The sequence below is a fragment of the Mucilaginibacter sp. P4_A11 genome (assembly GCF_056402535.1).
In genome coordinates, this window is the sequence record NZ_JBFUHE010000006.1 from 306,142 (window position 1) to 322,461 (window position 16,320).

Annotated in this window: 14 protein-coding genes; 13 read left to right on the top strand and 1 reads right to left on the bottom strand. The window is 41.4% G+C overall.

All coding sequences use genetic code 11. The features are described 5' to 3' along the window. Nucleotides 1–406 precede the first annotated feature (406 nt). The gene (locus tag AC1DUD_RS14170; protein WP_477375366.1) at nucleotides 407–955 is read left to right on the top strand and encodes a DUF892 family protein; all 549 of its coding nucleotides are present in this window, start codon (nucleotides 407–409) and stop codon (nucleotides 953–955) included. On the opposite strand, the gene AC1DUD_RS14175 is transcribed toward AC1DUD_RS14170, so the two are convergent. Further along, nucleotides 945–3,482: a hypothetical protein gene (locus AC1DUD_RS14175; RefSeq protein ID WP_477375368.1), complete on the bottom strand. Its 2,538-nt coding sequence runs from the start codon at nucleotides 3,480–3,482 to the stop codon at nucleotides 945–947. The genes AC1DUD_RS14170 and AC1DUD_RS14175 overlap by 11 nt on opposite strands. Before the next feature lie 470 nt (nucleotides 3,483–3,952). Here AC1DUD_RS14175 and AC1DUD_RS14180 point away from each other — a divergent pair, with 470 nt between their 5' ends. From AC1DUD_RS14180 to AC1DUD_RS14235, 12 genes are all read left to right on the top strand, one after another. Then, nucleotides 3,953–4,876 (top strand): DUF6607 family protein, encoded by a 924-nt coding sequence (locus AC1DUD_RS14180; RefSeq protein WP_477375370.1) that lies wholly within the window; start codon nucleotides 3,953–3,955, stop codon nucleotides 4,874–4,876. 91 nt (nucleotides 4,877–4,967) lie between these two features. After that, complete coding sequence (locus tag AC1DUD_RS14185; protein WP_477375372.1) at nucleotides 4,968–5,294, top strand: DUF6686 family protein; 327 nt, start codon at nucleotides 4,968–4,970, stop codon at nucleotides 5,292–5,294. Nucleotides 5,295–5,399: 105 nt separating this feature from the next. Beyond that, a complete protein-coding gene (locus AC1DUD_RS14190) occupies nucleotides 5,400–6,248 on the top strand; it encodes a helix-turn-helix domain-containing protein (RefSeq protein ID WP_477375374.1) in 849 nt (282 codons plus the stop codon). Between the two features lie 76 nt (nucleotides 6,249–6,324). Beyond that, nucleotides 6,325–7,038 (top strand): siderophore-interacting protein, encoded by a 714-nt coding sequence (locus tag AC1DUD_RS14195; protein WP_477375376.1) that lies wholly within the window; start codon nucleotides 6,325–6,327, stop codon nucleotides 7,036–7,038. 682 nt (nucleotides 7,039–7,720) lie between these two features. After that, nucleotides 7,721–7,927 carry a hypervirulence associated TUDOR domain-containing protein gene (locus AC1DUD_RS14200; protein WP_477375378.1) on the top strand — a complete coding sequence of 69 codons (207 nt, stop codon included), beginning with the start codon at nucleotides 7,721–7,723 and terminating at the stop codon, nucleotides 7,925–7,927. Nucleotides 7,928–8,294: 367 nt separating this feature from the next. Next, nucleotides 8,295–9,059 (top strand): ABC transporter ATP-binding protein, encoded by a 765-nt coding sequence (locus AC1DUD_RS14205; RefSeq protein ID WP_477375380.1) that lies wholly within the window; start codon nucleotides 8,295–8,297, stop codon nucleotides 9,057–9,059. 121 nt (nucleotides 9,060–9,180) lie between these two features. After that, entirely contained in the window at nucleotides 9,181–10,308 is a 1,128-nt protein-coding gene (locus AC1DUD_RS14210) for an ABC transporter permease (protein WP_477375382.1), read from the top strand. Between the two features lie 257 nt (nucleotides 10,309–10,565). Beyond that, nucleotides 10,566–11,303 (top strand): DUF2490 domain-containing protein, encoded by a 738-nt coding sequence (locus AC1DUD_RS14215; RefSeq protein ID WP_477375384.1) that lies wholly within the window; start codon nucleotides 10,566–10,568, stop codon nucleotides 11,301–11,303. A 689-nt stretch (nucleotides 11,304–11,992) separates the two neighbouring features. Beyond that, entirely contained in the window at nucleotides 11,993–13,288 is a 1,296-nt protein-coding gene (eno, locus tag AC1DUD_RS14220) for a phosphopyruvate hydratase (protein WP_119407226.1), read from the top strand. A gap of 332 nt (nucleotides 13,289–13,620) precedes the next feature. Then, the gene (gene lspA, locus AC1DUD_RS14225; protein ID WP_477375386.1) at nucleotides 13,621–14,160 is read left to right on the top strand and encodes a signal peptidase II; all 540 of its coding nucleotides are present in this window, start codon (nucleotides 13,621–13,623) and stop codon (nucleotides 14,158–14,160) included. 187 nt (nucleotides 14,161–14,347) lie between these two features. Further along, on the top strand, nucleotides 14,348–15,721 hold the full coding sequence (locus AC1DUD_RS14230; RefSeq protein WP_477375388.1) for a DEAD/DEAH box helicase: 1,374 nt from the start codon (nucleotides 14,348–14,350) through the stop codon (nucleotides 15,719–15,721). Between the two features lie 239 nt (nucleotides 15,722–15,960). Then, nucleotides 15,961–16,284, top strand: coding sequence for an FtsB family cell division protein (locus AC1DUD_RS14235; protein WP_477375390.1), 324 nt, complete (start codon nucleotides 15,961–15,963; stop codon nucleotides 16,282–16,284). Nucleotides 16,285–16,320: the final 36 nt, after the last annotated feature.

Consider the following 16,320-nt stretch of genomic DNA (forward strand, 5'->3'; position numbering starts at 1 on the left):
CTAAACCGGGATGTCGTTACAGGTAAAAAAGACAGGAGAAACGGTAACTTATATGTTACGATTGTAAATTTTACATCACTGTAACAAAATCGGTACGCATTTTGACCTGCGTCACGTAGATTTATTTTTTTAAAAAATGTCCTGATGATTAATTTAGAGATAAACAATTGGTTTATTTTTTTTGATCACATTAAAAGAATGAATATTGTATAAAACTTTGTCGTTTTAAGTAAAGAGAAATCACTTTAGCACAATTAGCAAATTGCTCAAATTACTCTAAAAGCCGGTTTATCTGGTCAGTTGTTTTCTGTCAATAATTCATTCCTCTGTTTACAGGTCGCAAAGACTTTTAAACAAAGATTTTAATGCACAGCGGCATTAGTTAACCATGACAGATCACGATTTAATGAAAAAGAAAACACCCGGTACGGTTCCCCCCTATCCAACACAATGGGCGTCAGATAAGTTGACAAGTTTTTTTACAGAACACCTTAACAGGATCTATTGTGCCAATGCGCACCTGGCCGAGCGTCTTTTGGAAATTTCAGGTACCAGCAGTTTTAAAGACCTTAACGGTCCAATAAAAGAAACCATTGACGGAACTGAAAAGCACATTGCTATAATGGATGATATCTATGTGCTGCTCCAAAAGCGTTATTCATTTGACAACTGCAGTAGCCTGATCTCCCTGCTTGAAGATGAATTTACAACCATACATCAGCAAGTCGATGAGGAATTACTGCGTGATATGTGTATCCTTTCGTACCTGCAAAACATTGAAAATGTAGAGAAAAATTCAATACTCCTGTTACAATTAACAGCCACAAAAAAACACAGCGAGCCAATAACCCTCTTTTTAGATAAATATTTAAATCACTCAAAGGTTAAGCATACACTTTACAATTTTATTATAGATAAATATAATAACGACCAAAAGACAGCCATTAACTTATAAAGCTGTTCTGTTTTAAAAATATATCAGCACGTAAACCGCTTTCGCTCATCGTTTTCAAGAACATATAATTAATATGCTTGTAAACCCGCTCAGACGGATGTTTAACGGTATGCTGATTTCTTAACAAAAAGGCCAGCATATATACCCTTAATAGCTTATAATCCATTTCGTTAATAATAAGGTTTGCCCACTCTTCAAAAGTATCGTCAGTTAATGAAAGCTGTCTGTTGCTAAAACTCACTATTATCTTAATACAATTATATGATGTGATCATCAGCGGGGTAAAAGCTTCTTCCTTTTGCCTGTAAACTTCATCCAACTCAAAATATAATGACATAGCCTTTTTAATTTGTCCAAGTGCCAGGTATTCCTCTGTTTTTATCCGGTTTAAAAAAAAGTTGTACACACACGCGGCATTGGTAACGGGACGATAATATTTTTCAAGCACTGCAATAAAACGCAGCGTTTTTAAAGGTTCATTGCAAATCCTTAAAGTATGTGCTGCTAACAAAAATACCAGGTCGTTGGCAGCAGAACCTTCAAGCTGCAATGGAGGGCGAAAGTAAAATCGTGTAAGTTCTTTAAAAAACTCCTTATTAACGACGCCGTATTTAAGGTATTGGTAAATTGAGTTAATGCACTTTAAAGGATTAACTGAAAACTCGTAATAGCTTACCACTCCGAAACTGCTCATTAGTTTACAATACTCTTCAAGTTTGTTCATCTCAAGCCCCAGTACACTTATTGTAGCCAGACCAGTGTAAACCAGGATCTTCTTTTTCTCCGAAAGTTCAAACTTAAGCAAGGTATGCAGGGTTTTGGCGTAATCATTGTTAATAAACTCCAAACCAAACAAATAATCAAATAGTTCGTCACCGCAATCCTGCTTAAAATACTGCACCAGTGTTTCTGTATCCTTTAAGGTGCCAAATTCCTTTTCAAGTAAATCACCTAAAAAAATGATCAGGTCAGATTTTTCGTTGGTTGTGAGGCGTGTTTGCGATAAGAGCTGGAAACTTTCCTGCTGCCCGCTTTTGATGGCATAAATAATACTCCATTTCAATATTGATAACTTACGTTCGCCGGTAAAATACCTGTTGATGGTATTGATCAGGTCGATATTAAAAAGACTATCATTTTTATGCAGGAGATACTTGGTTATTGAAAACTCAAAAAAATGATCGTTACTAAATTCGATTGATGTTTTATATTCAAAATCGCGGCTGGAGTTATGCTCGCGAATAAAACCGATACTCAACAATTCAAGGTACGCTTGATTATAATGTTTTATAATATTAATAAGCTCAAGCTTGCTTGCCTCAAATATTCCTTTATCAAAATCCATTTGTTCAACAATGGCCTGGATCAAATATATCTTATCGGCCGAGTACTGGCCCATATAAACCTTGTTTAAAACAAAGTTTGAAATAAGCTCATACACACTTACATGATCAACATCATTGAGCGAAAAATTTTTCTTATGCTGTTTATAGTAAAACTGAAAATATAACGGGTGATTAAAATTTTCTATCACATTTACAGCTATAAAGCTTTTTATAGCAGGATTAATTTTCAGGCAAAGTTCCCTGATTTCCTGGATACTAAACAATGGCACATTTGATGGCTGGTTATGTGTGCTGAAAAACCCCTCAAACCATGGGCTCTGCCCCATTTCAATTATATGATTATAATTCATCCATGTTGATGAACGCATAGTTAAAACCAATTTAAACCATTCATGCGATTGGTAAAACGAAAAAATATCAACCAATTGGTTTATCACCAGCTGAAACTGGTCATTCTTGAACATGTGTTCATCAACGCCATCAACGATCAAAAAAAAGCGGCCTTCCTTTCGTTGCTTTACATCAAGCAGGGCAACAATATCCTCTTCCGTTGAATAGCCAAGCAGACCAAGCATCCAGTCGTTCAAATCGCGTCCGCTTAAAAACACATTCATTAAGGCGCTGCTGCTAAAAAACAGCATAATGTCGTTACTGTTTTGCTGTAGTTTTTCATCAACCCAGTGGCAAAGGGCTACAGTTTTACCAAACCCGGCGGGGGCGGCAATTACGGTAGCTGTATAATTCCCTTGCAAAAAGGCAGCAAAATGATCATCGATAAATTGCCTCCTGATAGTTTGCGGATAAGGGATCCCAGTTTTGTTTTTAATTGCCTGCAGGGTGAAAGAAGTTATTTTACCAGCATTTGCTTTTAAAAGGTCCCAGTCAACAGTAGCACTGCTTTGCTTTGTAGATTCGACCTCCTGCTTTCTGCAAAAATCATCCCAGCCCTCATAATCACAATAGCGAGATAATGTATTGAGTGTAAACATAGATGGATTGAACTTACTATACGCGAAACCATAGATCCGCTTCAACGTTGTTTCGCTAACTCGCTGTTTAGTTTTGTCGAGAATGTAGGCTTCAAGCGTCTTACAATCAGCCGGCGCTATATTTGACACCCCCGCAGTTGTGAGAACAGCATTTTTTAAGCTCTCAGAATAGTATTTAGAAAAACTGGTCATAATTGGCGTTTCAACTCAGCAAAACTTATTATCGTCAAGGGGCACACCAATAATACGCTGAATAATATTTATTGTTTTATATAATTTACCTGTGTAAACACACTTATAGTTTATAAAAAATTTATGCTTAAATATAGTTATTGGCAGGCCAAACTACCAACATGAATAAAATGAATAAAAAATTAAGGGTTGATATATTTCAAACTCCATTAATTTAAGCTCCTAACTGAACAAATGATTTTTAAAATCTACCCTCAAAAGGCGAAATCGTACTATCCCATACCTTTTATCACTTTAAGTTAACGTCCCCTGTTACATATACATGAGTGGTTAAAGCCGCCTGTAGCCCATTTACTTAACTAGTTTGATTGAATTATCAAAAAGCTTTTTTTATTTTTATTTGGATTTATTCTAAATAAGACATTCCTTTGTTGCTGTTAATACATCACAGCAATTAATTTATTCCATTCATGAAAAAAATCTTTTACCTGTTAGTGCTGCTAAGCACTGTTCAGATAAGCGTTAAAGCACAATCAAAATTAGACCAGGACCGTGCTGCCATCCGCGCACTTGGCGGGTTCTACAAAGTGACATTTGACTATGCCGAAACTTTCTCGCCCGATACGGCATACCGCAATCACCCGCAATACCATTCGTGGGGATATGAGTGGGCGGCCGTTGAAGAAGATTCGCCCAAAAAAATAGTTATACAACATTTATTGGTTGTAGGCGACAGCGCCGTAATAAAACACTGGCGCGAAGACTGGGTGTACGAGGAATCTACCCTACTCAACTTTGACCAAAGCAGCACCTGGAAAAAAGGTACCTTAAAAGCAGCGGAAGCCAAAGGTCGCTGGGTGCAAAAAGTTTTCCAGGTTGATGACAGTCCGCGTTATGAAAGTATAGGTACCTGGATCCACGCTGATGGCAAACACTTTTGGCAAAGCGAATGTGATTCGCCCCTGCCGCGCCGCGAGTTTACTAAGCGCAGCGATTACAACGTATTACGCCGTGGAAACCGCATTTACCTAACTCCAAACGGGTGGATGTTTGAACAGGACAATCAAAAAATAATCCGCTCAGCCGGTGGTGATAAACTTCTGGCCCGCGAAAAAGGCTATGAAGAATTTACTAAAGCCGATGAAGCCAAATTTGCTTTTGCAAAAGGCTGGTGGCAAAAACAACAACCCTACTGGACCGCCGTTCGCCTGGTATGGGATGAGGTATATGCGCAAAATATCCTTATCAAACTAAAAGGAAAAGTAGATGGAAAACTGCTTTATGAGCGCCTTTTTGATCTTGCTGATCAATCGGCAAAAGAGAAATGGGATACTCAAAAAAGTAAAACAGAAGCCCGCAAGCTCATTAACACCTATTTGGTTACTAATGCTTAAAATATAAAGTCCTGTTTTGCAGTTTAATCGTTTCAATCAAACGGTTAACCGACAGAGCAGGCACCAATTCAATTTTAAACTACCTGAATTTATGTGCGACGCTAAAATACTCAGCCAAAAGGGAACATCGGTAGTAAGCCGCTGTTCTGAATGCCAATGCATATTTATCTGGCATCATAACCTGATCCTTAGCTTTACACCCGATCAATTTATCCAGTTTAAAAACTTTGCTATCGATCTTGATTTTGGCGACCATTGCTTCCCCTTTCCTGATGGACAGGAACGCGTTGTGATGCGCACGCCAGTCAATGACATCCAACTTACTTTTACCGTTGATGAATGGGAAGATTTTCATGCCTCAATGGATGAAGCTATTTATATGCAGGAGATCTATGCACTGGTTGATGGGAGCAAATAAGCCTTAAATTATTGTAATTAAAACAAAGCCTTTAGCCGGTGACGGGCATCCTCCCGGCTAAAGATTACGTTAACATATCATAAACACCGCAGCTATCCGGCAAATATGAAAGATATACCTGTACACCAGCTAATTGAACGAACCAATTCAGGATTTGAGATCAGGCATTTTGAAAGCGGCGAAGAATCAAAAAAAGGGCCAATGGGGGCCCATAGAGATGATCATTACCTGTTTTTTTTGATTGAAAATGGTACTGCATCATTAATGATCGATTTCAACGAGGTTCAATTTAGTGAAAATACATTTTACTATATCCTGCCGGGCCAGGTACATCACCGGATGCGTAATGAGATTGCAGGAGGCTGGTACGTAGCCATCGATTCACAGCACATTCCAACCGACTTCCGTAATATCTTTGAAAACCAACTTTTTCTGCAACAGCCTTATCAACTTAATGATATTGAATTGAGGCAATACCAGCAGATCCTCTGCTTGTTGCGCGAAAAAAACAGCGAAGATGATAACAACGCCTTCTTTTTACCTGTTTTGCAATCGCTTATCCAATCATTTACCGGTATGGCAGCCGCCACTTTCAGTAACGTTTACACGCCTGAAAAGCAACTTTCAAGGCCGGCACAAATTTCACATCAGTTTAAAAAGCTGTTGTTACGAAATGTGCGTACAGTTAAAGGCCCTTCGGCGTATGCGGGGATGCTTAACGTTTCGGAGTCATATCTTAACGAAGTTTTAAAGAAAACCACAGGGTTCCCGGTAAGTTACTGGATAACTCAGGAAGTGATGCTGGAAGCCAAACGATTGCTGTATTACAGCGGGCTCAACGTAAAAGAAATTGCGCATGCCCTGGGTTATGATGACCATACCTATTTTTCAAGGTTATTTAAAAAATCGGCATGTATTACCCCGCTTGAATTCAGAGACAAACACCGTAAATAATCCAACCTTTACCCCGAAATTACTATTTTATCTGGCTAAAATTCAATGTTTCTTTGTAGTGTTAAAACACTACACCATGGAAACATCCACTCTACATAAATTAAAAAGAAAAGCCGGAAGCTTGTTTGAAAGCCAGCTTTTGCAAAGCGCCAGGGTGCTTGAGGTAAGGCACTGGGAGCCGTCGACCATGATTGAGATCGACCTGCATTTGCCACAGGCCGACATGCAAAACTGGCATGAAGTACCCTATATAAAAGTAAAAGTTGATAACCTCACCTACCGCGATTATACCCCCGCCGGCTGGGATGCAGAAACCAGTACCTGTACCCTTTACATTGATGCAGCCCATAGCGGTCCTGGCAGTAAATGGGCAAAACAATTGCAAACCGGCGATGCTATTCATTATTTCAAGATCCGTTCAACCCGCCACGCGCCGGCAAGCACACCTGCCATCATAGGCCTCGGCGATGAAAGCAGCATGGGGCACCTGCTTGCATTACAACAAATGGTATTACCCGCTACACGTTTTTCTGGTGCCATAGTTATGGCCGATGAAAATCACCGCGGGTTGTTCGCGCAGTATTTTAAATCTCCATTAAAGCCTATTGAGCGCAACGATGTATATGGTCATCACAGCCTGATTCAATGGGTAATGGAACAACAGTATAACCTTGAACATTCGGTATTTTACCTTGCCGGCAACCATACAATGGTAGGCGAACTGCGGAAGTTGTTAAAACTGCAGGGCTATCCTTCAAGCCAGATCAGGGCGCATGGATTTTGGTCGTAAAACTGATTTGACGGTGCTTTTCCTGCGCCGGCAGTCTATTCACCGACATTTTATGCCGTTTCACCTAAAATCACTGTTTAACAAAAAGTTAAGGGCACATATTTGCGGCAAATAAAATTATTATGAAAACATTTTACAATCCGCTTATTGCCGTGATGATCACTTTGCAGGAACATACGGTGACGGTAATCCAGGCATTGGCTAACCTGGTGAGTTGATATACTCATCTATCTATGAAAACCCGAAAGCCGATTTGCTTACCTGCAAATCGGCTTTGTTATTTTATAGTGCCTGTAAATAGCCCCTTCCCATTTTGCAAGGCAGAAATAACTGCATTACTCACTAAAAGTTTTACCGACGATATCAATTTTTCACCGGCATTTCTCCGATGTTTTACCTCCGTTCACCGATAACTGCACTTGCTTCGCCTAATAAACCTAACGGCAGGGTGCCATTTGTGTGCAATTTTGGATCACTAAACAACAACAATAATAAATGCCATGAAAACTCTACTTGCAATTCAATTGATCCATTTGGTTATGAAAGCTGCGGAACATGCCGTATCTATCATTCACGCTATTGGTCATTTAATAAAATAATGCCCGGCACCCCGAGGGACCGTTATTTCATCTTTATTAAATCAATAAGCCACCGTACATGTTATCTTAAAAAAGGGTAGCATATGAAAAAAGGAGATGAAGTAACCTGGAAATGGGGAAAATCAGAAGCTGAAGGCCGTATCGTTAAAAAGTACGATGAGCCGGTAAGCAAAACTATAAAAGGCGCAAAAGTTAAACGCAACGCCAGCAAAGAGGAGCCCGCTTATGAAATTGAACAGAAAAACGGCAGCAAAGTGCTGAAATCAGAAAGTGAAATAAAGGCCCGCTAAACCTTTAAACGAATAAACTTTTGCGAATAATATTACAAGCCCGAGTGTTAAGCATTCGGGCTTTTTTATTTTCATATTCCCTCAGGGTCTCTCGCAGAGGACCCTGAGGTTCGCCGCGTTCTAAACATCTTACCAAGATATGCGCAGAACAGCGAATCTGCATGGCGTATACATCAGGGTCCTCTGCGAGAGACACTGATGGGACGCTAGCGAAGCAATCCCCTATTAGCAAAGCCACTCTGTATAGTTCGCGATTGCTTCGTACCTCGCAATGAGGTTTTACTAAAGTCTTCCCTTTCACCGTAAAAACTTTGTACTTCGCCGAAAAACTCATGGTTATTTCATTAATCTGATGCATTTTTACCCTATGACAAAACAACCTATCATCACTGTAAACAACCTGGTAAAAAACTATGGCGATTTTGCAGCCGTTAAAGGCATTAGTTTTGAAGTTTATGAAGGCGAGATCTTCGGCCTGCTTGGCCCTAACGGTGCCGGGAAAACAACCACCCTCGAAATTATTGAAACCCTTCGTGATAAAACATCCGGCAGCATCATTGTTGATGGCTTCGATATCGAAACCGATGCTGATAACATCAAAAAACTGATTGGCGTACAATTACAGGCTGCCGGCTATTATCCCAACCTCAACCTGTCGGAGCTGATCATTCTGTTTTCGGGCTTGTATGGCATCGATAAAACGCCGATGGAAATGCTGGAAAAAGTAGCCCTTACCGATAAGGCCAAAGCGAAATATAAAGACCTGTCCGGTGGTCAAAAGCAGCGTTTTTCTATCGCCACCACACTGATCAATAACCCAAGGATCATATTTTTGGACGAGCCCACAACCGGCCTCGACCCACAGGCCCGCCGTAACCTTTGGGACCTGATCCGCGAGATCCGCGACCAGGGGACCACAGTAGTGATCACTACCCACTATATGGATGAAGCCGAAGTATTATGCGACCGTGTTGCTTTTGTAGATAACGGCCACATCATCGGCATTGATACCCCCGACCATTTTATCGACGAGCTGGTAGCCTCCGGCTTTGAACGCAAAAAGCAGGTTAAACTCGCCAACCTGGAGGATGTATTCATCAACCTTACAGGTAAAGAATGGCGGGAAGGGTAGATTGCAGTTGGCAGTTTTGAGTTTGCAGTTCGCACCCTACAACGCTCATTGACCTAATGACGCCAACAGCCAAAATAACTCAATGACATAATGACGCCGCAGGCAAAATGATATAATTAGAATGAACCAAAAACCATACAGCAATACAAAAGCAACCCTGGCTATTGCCCGGGCAAGTTTCCGGTCGATATTACGCAGCCCTTCGGCGGTGGTGTTTACGCTGGCTTTCCCGTTAATATTTATCATTGTTTTTGCCAATATTGGCGGTGGCGGTATGTCGATAGATGTGGGCGTTGCCAAAGGCAGCGACACCTCGGCCAATAACCCGGTTTACATGGCGCTGAAAAAAAACAAGATCATGCACCTCATCAATGATCAAACCGCCGATGAGATGAGCAAAAACCTGGCAAAGGGAAATATCGATGCGATTCTCGACCTTAAGCCATTTGCCCCGCCCGCGGCCATGACCGTTCATGTGCAGTACAGCCAGGCATCGGGCGATAAGGGAAGCGTACTAAAATCAGCTCTAAACAATATCTTTTATCGTATTCAATCGGAAGAGCTGAAGCGTATCCAATCATACACCACAGTTCAGGTACCTAAATTAATCGATCTTAAAGAAGAAACCATAAGCGGTCGCCCGTATAAATATATCGACTTTATATTACCGGGTCAGTTAGGGTTTTCATTACTGAGCAGCGGCGTTTTTGGTACAGCTTTCGTATTCCTAAGCTTACGGTTAACATTGGTTATCAAGCGCTTTTTTGCCACACCGGTAAAGCGCTACAGCATTGTTTTGGGCGAGGCTATTGCAAGGCTGGCTTTTTCATTACTGGGTTCACTATTTATTATACTTGTGGGCCATTACATATTTGGTTTCACACTGATTCACGGCATTACAACAGTATTAAACATGCTGGTACTTTCGGCTATTGGATTGATCATTTTTATGGGTTTTGGCTTTACCGTATCGGGCATTGCCAAAAACGAAAGCTCGGTGCCGCCACTTTCCAACATTATCACCTTGCCGCAATTCCTGCTTTCGGGAACATTTTTTTCTATTACCGCGTTTCCTACCTGGCTCCAGTATATTAGTAAAGCATTGCCGCTTACCCATTTAAATGACGCAATGCGTAAAGTAGCATTTGAAGGGGCCGGTTTGGGCGATGTTACCCATCAGCTGCTGATACTCTTTGCCTGGTTTATCGGGATTTACGCTGTGGCGGTGAAAACTTTTAAATGGGAATAGCGGGAAAGATGCAAGACTTTTAGAAACAAGAGTCAAGAATTTGAGATTTGTGCATTGCTCCCTCACGGCCTCTTTGCTTGGTACCTAAGAAAAATTGTAAAATCCAGACCTACGAAGTTTTGAAAACTTCGTAGGTCTTTAGCCTCATCTAAAATAGCATCGCTAGTCATATACTTAACACTATCTTAACATTAAGTATGTTAAGATTAACATTCAGATAACATTTAGGAAATATCTTTGCAGAAACAATCTCTGCAATGATAATCAAACCAGTTAGTTTTACTGCCTTAGTATTCTTTTTGTTAATTTTATGTTCAATTACCGTTAAGGCCCAGGATTCAAAAGTCGGCACCTGGGGTATAGTTACCGTTGTGCTCCCGGGCGACAGCACGCACAAATGGGGCGGCTACACCGAGTTTCAAACCCGTACAAACAATGTATTCAGCCAGTTTCAGTACTATGAAGCAAAGGCGGGTATAAGCTACGATATTGATAAAAACTTTACGGCGCTTTTAGGCACCGGTCATTACAGCACCTTCGATTATATGGATGTTGGCAAAGGCCCAACCATTAATGAAACCCGTTTTTGGGAGCAGATCACCAGTAACCAGTTTTTGTACCGCATAAAACTGGAGCACCGTTACCGGGTAGAACAACGCTGGGTTAACGGCGATTACCGTAACCGCTTCCGTTACAGGCTCAACGTATTTGTGCCACTTAACAATACCAAAATTGTGGCCAAAACCTGGTTTATCTCTGCTTTTGATGAAGTATTCCTGAACAACAAAGTCCCTAACTTTGAGCGCAACCGGGTTTCGGCGGCGTTGGGTTACCAATTTGATAAATCATGGATTGTGCAGGCCGGCTGGATCAACCAGTATAATTATTCGACTGCTGCTCAAAGCGATAAGAATAACATTATGCTGATACTGATGTACCGCATCCAGCGTAAAAATGCAGTACAGCGCGAGCATGTGCCTACTACGAGTGATTAATTTTTCCCCGTTCCACCCCGTTGCCGTGTCCTCACGGCAACCAACCGGCTTCAATATAAATTTACGCATGCTGTCGTGGGGACACGACAGCGGGGATAATTTGTTATTTACCATAAAGCCAGCATTAGCGATAGTAGCGGGTACCGGCCCGTGATTAAGGCCTTGTGCAGTATGAGCGGATAGCGCGGGCCGCAGGCAATGCCAATATATCCCGAACCATGATTTTTAGGATTTAAGGATCTTCATGATTTACGAATATATGATGATACAATCCGGTAATCCCTTAATCCTAAAAATCATGGTTCGGACAAATATTTTTCCCGTTGCAGTGTCCCCACGGCAACCGGTTTCAACGCAGTGCACGCATGCTGTCGTGAGGACACGACAGCGGGGAGATAGCGGGGGATAAAGCAGTAAGGATATTAATCGCCCAACTGAAATTAAACGAGTTACGGAACTTAAGCGGTTTAAAATCCCATATATTCAATAAATTCGTTTAATTCCGGTTAAGACATCATCTCTTTTTGTGAAAAAATCGACCAATCTATATTAAATTCATGTTAAATAACACCACAATCAGCTAATAATCGTTACAAATACAAAATTTCAATTGCGTTTTCCTTATTTACACATTAACTTAGCCGCCGTTATTAATAGTATTCATTCAAACCACACTCTGACAATTCACTATGAGCATAATAATTGATGTGCATGCCCGCCAGATCTTAGATTCGCGCGGTAACCCTACTATTGAGGTAGAAGTTTTAACCGAAAACGGCGCATTCGGTCGCGCTGCTGTACCATCAGGTGCATCAACCGGCGTTCACGAAGCTGTTGAACTTCGCGACAACGACAAATCAAAATACATGGGCAAAGGTGTTTTAAAGGCCGTTGAAAATGTAAATGAAATTTTAGCTCCTGAATTAAAAGGAATCGATGTGTTTGAACAAAATGCTATCGACGCTTTGATGATTGAGATTGACGGTACCGAAAACAAAGGTAAAATTGGTGCTAACGCTATATTAGGTGTTTCATTAGCTGTAGCTAAAGCTGCTGCCCAGGAAAGCCGCCAGCCTTTATACCGCTACATTGGTGGTGTAAACGCTAACACCCTGCCAATCCCGATGATGAACATCGTTAACGGTGGTTCACACTCTGATGCTCCTATCGCTTTCCAGGAATTTATGATCATGCCGGTTGGCGCTCCTTCATTCTCTGAAGCTTTACGTTGGGGTACCGAAGTATTCCACAACCTGAAAAAGATCCTTCATGACCGTGGTTTATCAACTGCAGTAGGTGACGAGGGTGGTTTTGCTCCAACTTTTGAAGGTACTGAAGATGGTGTTGAAACCATTTTAAAAGCTATCGAAAAAGCAGGTTACAAAGCGGGTGAAGATATCTTCATCGCATTTGACTGTGCAGCATCTGAGTTTTACAAAGACGGAAAATACGACTACACTAAATTTGAAGGCGAAAAAGGTGCTATCCGTACCAGCGCTGAGCAAGCTGATTACCTTGCTGAATTAGTAGCTAAATACCCTGTTATCTCTATCGAAGACGGTATGGCTGAAGACGATTGGGAAGGCTGGAAAATCTTAACCGACAAAATCGGTAAAAAAGTACAGTTAGTGGGTGACGATTTATTTGTAACCAACACTAAACGTTTACAAAGAGGTGTTAGCGAAGGCATTGCTAACTCAATCCTGGTAAAAGTAAACCAAATTGGTTCATTAACTGAAACTATCAACGCGGTTACTTTAGCACAAACTAACGGTTTCACCTCAGTAATGAGCCACCGTTCTGGCGAAACCGAAGATTCAACCATTGCAGATCTTGCTGTAGCATTAAATTGCGGTCAGATCAAAACCGGTTCAGCTTCACGTTCAGACAGGATCGCTAAATACAACCAGTTGTTACGTATCGAAGAAGAATTAGGCGCTAACGCTAAATTCATCGGTAAAGATTTTAAATACTTTAAAAAATAATCTTTTGATACTGAAAAGGCCATCTGTGTTATGCAGATGGCCTTTTTTGTTTAAAAGAATCGGGCCGAATAGAGAGGCGTAAACCGCCACGCATTGTCATCCTGAGCGATAGCGAAGGACTTCTTCAATAAGCAAGGCCGCTATACAGGGCGAAGAAGATGCTTCGTTCCTCAGCATGACAATCGTTTTTAACTTTGCCACGGATAACTTAATTTCAGATCTTCCATAAACAGATACTTGCTAACAAGTATTTTTATACCTTTGCCCCCTCAATCAAAGCCATATAATTAAACCAAAGCAGTTACGTTATATTAAATTGTTAAAATAAATTGATGAACAGAAAAGGGATTTTGAGGATATTGGGTATAGTGCTGATATTGGTTGTAAGCATTGGGCTTGACAGGGTTACTAAAATTTACGTAAGGGAGCATATCCACATCAGCGATAACATTTTTGTTATCAAAAACTTTTTCACCATACTGCATGCCGAAAATACCGGAGCTTTTTTAAGCCTCGGCGATTCGCTGCAAAACCCATGGAAATTCATCCTCCTATCATTATTGCCTTTGCTTGCGCTCACCTTTGGTGTTTTTTATGTAATGTTAAAACCTTCCATAGGTAAATTAACCACCACAGGCATTGTTTTGGTTATTGCCGGCGGTGCAGGCAATTTGTATGACAGGATGCTTTACGGCAGTGTAACCGACTTTATGCACATGAATTTCAAGATCTTCCAAACAGGCGTATTCAACGTGGCCGACGTATCGATCATGATAGGCATGGGTCTCATTCTGCTGGAGTCATGGCAAAAAGACCGCGACGTCAAAAGAAAGAAGTTGGCTGCAGATGCTGCAGAAACGTCTCCCGCGTAATTATTTACACGCTAATGCTATCGGCCCAGCAGTGCTCTCCGGGCTTCATAAAGGCTTAAAATTTTCTTAACAATAAAAAGCGTATCTTTGCGGCTAATTACCCGTTCGCTTACGGTTTTGAGCCCAGCAAACTCTTCAGATCCGCTTATGCTTTCGCGTTAGCACATTATATATTACAAAAGATCAAATGTCATTCGAAAATTTAAATTTAATTGAGCCTATCCTCAAGGCTTTAAAAACTGAGGGCTATACCACACCTACTCCAATACAGGCGCAAGCCATTCCTATCATATTACAACACAAGGATTTATTGGGCTGCGCTCAAACCGGTACCGGCAAAACCGCAGCTTTCGCTATTCCTACCCTGCAGTTATTACACCAGGACAGGATAGCCCACAAAGAGCAAAAAACCATTAAAGCTTTGGTTTTAACCCCTACCCGTGAACTTGCCCTGCAAATTGGCGAAAGCTTTACTGCTTACGGCAAACATACAGGACTTAAAAACCTGGTCATATTTGGCGGGGTATCGCAAAACCCGCAGGTTGATGCTTTGCGCCGCGGTGTTGATATTTTAGTAGCAACCCCGGGCCGACTGCTCGACCTCATGAACCAGCGTTATGTTCACCTGGAGCATGTTAAATTCCTGATATTGGATGAGGCCGACCGCATGCTGGACATGGGTTTTGTTAACGATGTTAAAAAAATCATAGCTAAAGTTCCTGCTAAAAGGCAAACGCTGTTTTTTTCGGCTACTATGCCCAAAGAGATCCAGAGCCTGGCCGACAGCATCCTGAATAATCCGGAAAAAGTTGAAGTTACCCCGGTTTCCTCCACTGCCGATACCATACAACAAGCGGTTTATTATGTTGATAAGGGCGATAAAAAGTCGTTACTGATCCATATCCTGAAAGATAAAGACATCAAAACTGCACTGGTATTTACCCGTACTAAACATGGTGCAGATAAAGTAGTTAAAGACCTTACCCGTGTAGGTATCACTGCCGAAGCTATTCATGGTAATAAATCACAAAATGCAAGGCAGCGGGCTTTAACCAACTTTAAAAACCGCACAACCCGTGTATTAATAGCTACAGATATTGCAGCACGTGGTATTGATATTGACGACCTTACCCACGTTATTAACTACGAACTGCCGAACGTACCCGAAACCTATGTACACCGTATTGGCCGTACAGGCCGGGCAGGTGCTAACGGTATAGCACTTTCATTTTGTGATGCCGAAGAACTGGATTTTTTGAAAGATATCCACAAGCTGATAGCTAAGCAGATCCCGGTTGAGGAAGGTCACCCTTACCCGCTTAGTCCGGCGGCAATGGCAGCTAAAGTAAACGAAGCACCTAAAAAAGGTGGTTCAGGCGGCGGTCAGCGCGGTGGCGGCGGTGGTCGTGGCGGCAACCGCAGGTCTGGTGGCAGTGGTAGCGGCAATAGCCGTTCGGCTGGCAATGGTCGTTCAGGCGGCAATAAAAGATCAGGCGGCAGCCGTTCAGAGGCAGGCAGGCCGGGTGGAGCCAGCGGCATGAGTGGAGCTAAGAGAGGTTAAGTATTAAGTTGATTGGGTGAATGGTTGATTAAGTAGAGGTTGATTGGGTGAGTAGTTGATTAGGTGAATGGTTGATTTATTGCAGACAAAACCACTCACCAAATCAACTTAATCAACCATTCTCCAAAAAACAAAACCACTCTCCCAATCACCCCAATCAACTACTCACCAAAAAACATTTCCCTGTTAATAAGTTAATAAGCATATTTGTATCCGTCGAAAAAATTAAATAGCTTTAAATGAAAATCATACAGCCGGTATCAATGAAACGCCTTATAGACCTTTTCAAGAACAAGTTCTTCCTGGTTACCATTTCTTTTGTTGTATGGATGATATTTTTTGACAGGAACGATCTTTTTTCCCAATACCAATACCACCAGCAGGTTAAAAAATTAAGGCTTGAGCGCGATTTCTACAAAGCCCAAACCGACCAGGTAACTAAAGAGCTTAAAGAGCTCACTACCAACCCCCAGCAAATGGAAAAATTTGCCCGCGAAAAATACCTTATGAAAAAAGCTAACGAGGATGTTTACGTGGTGGTGCCGGAAACAAAGGAGAAGTAAGACATCCAAATTCAGGAAATCGATTTCAAATAATTC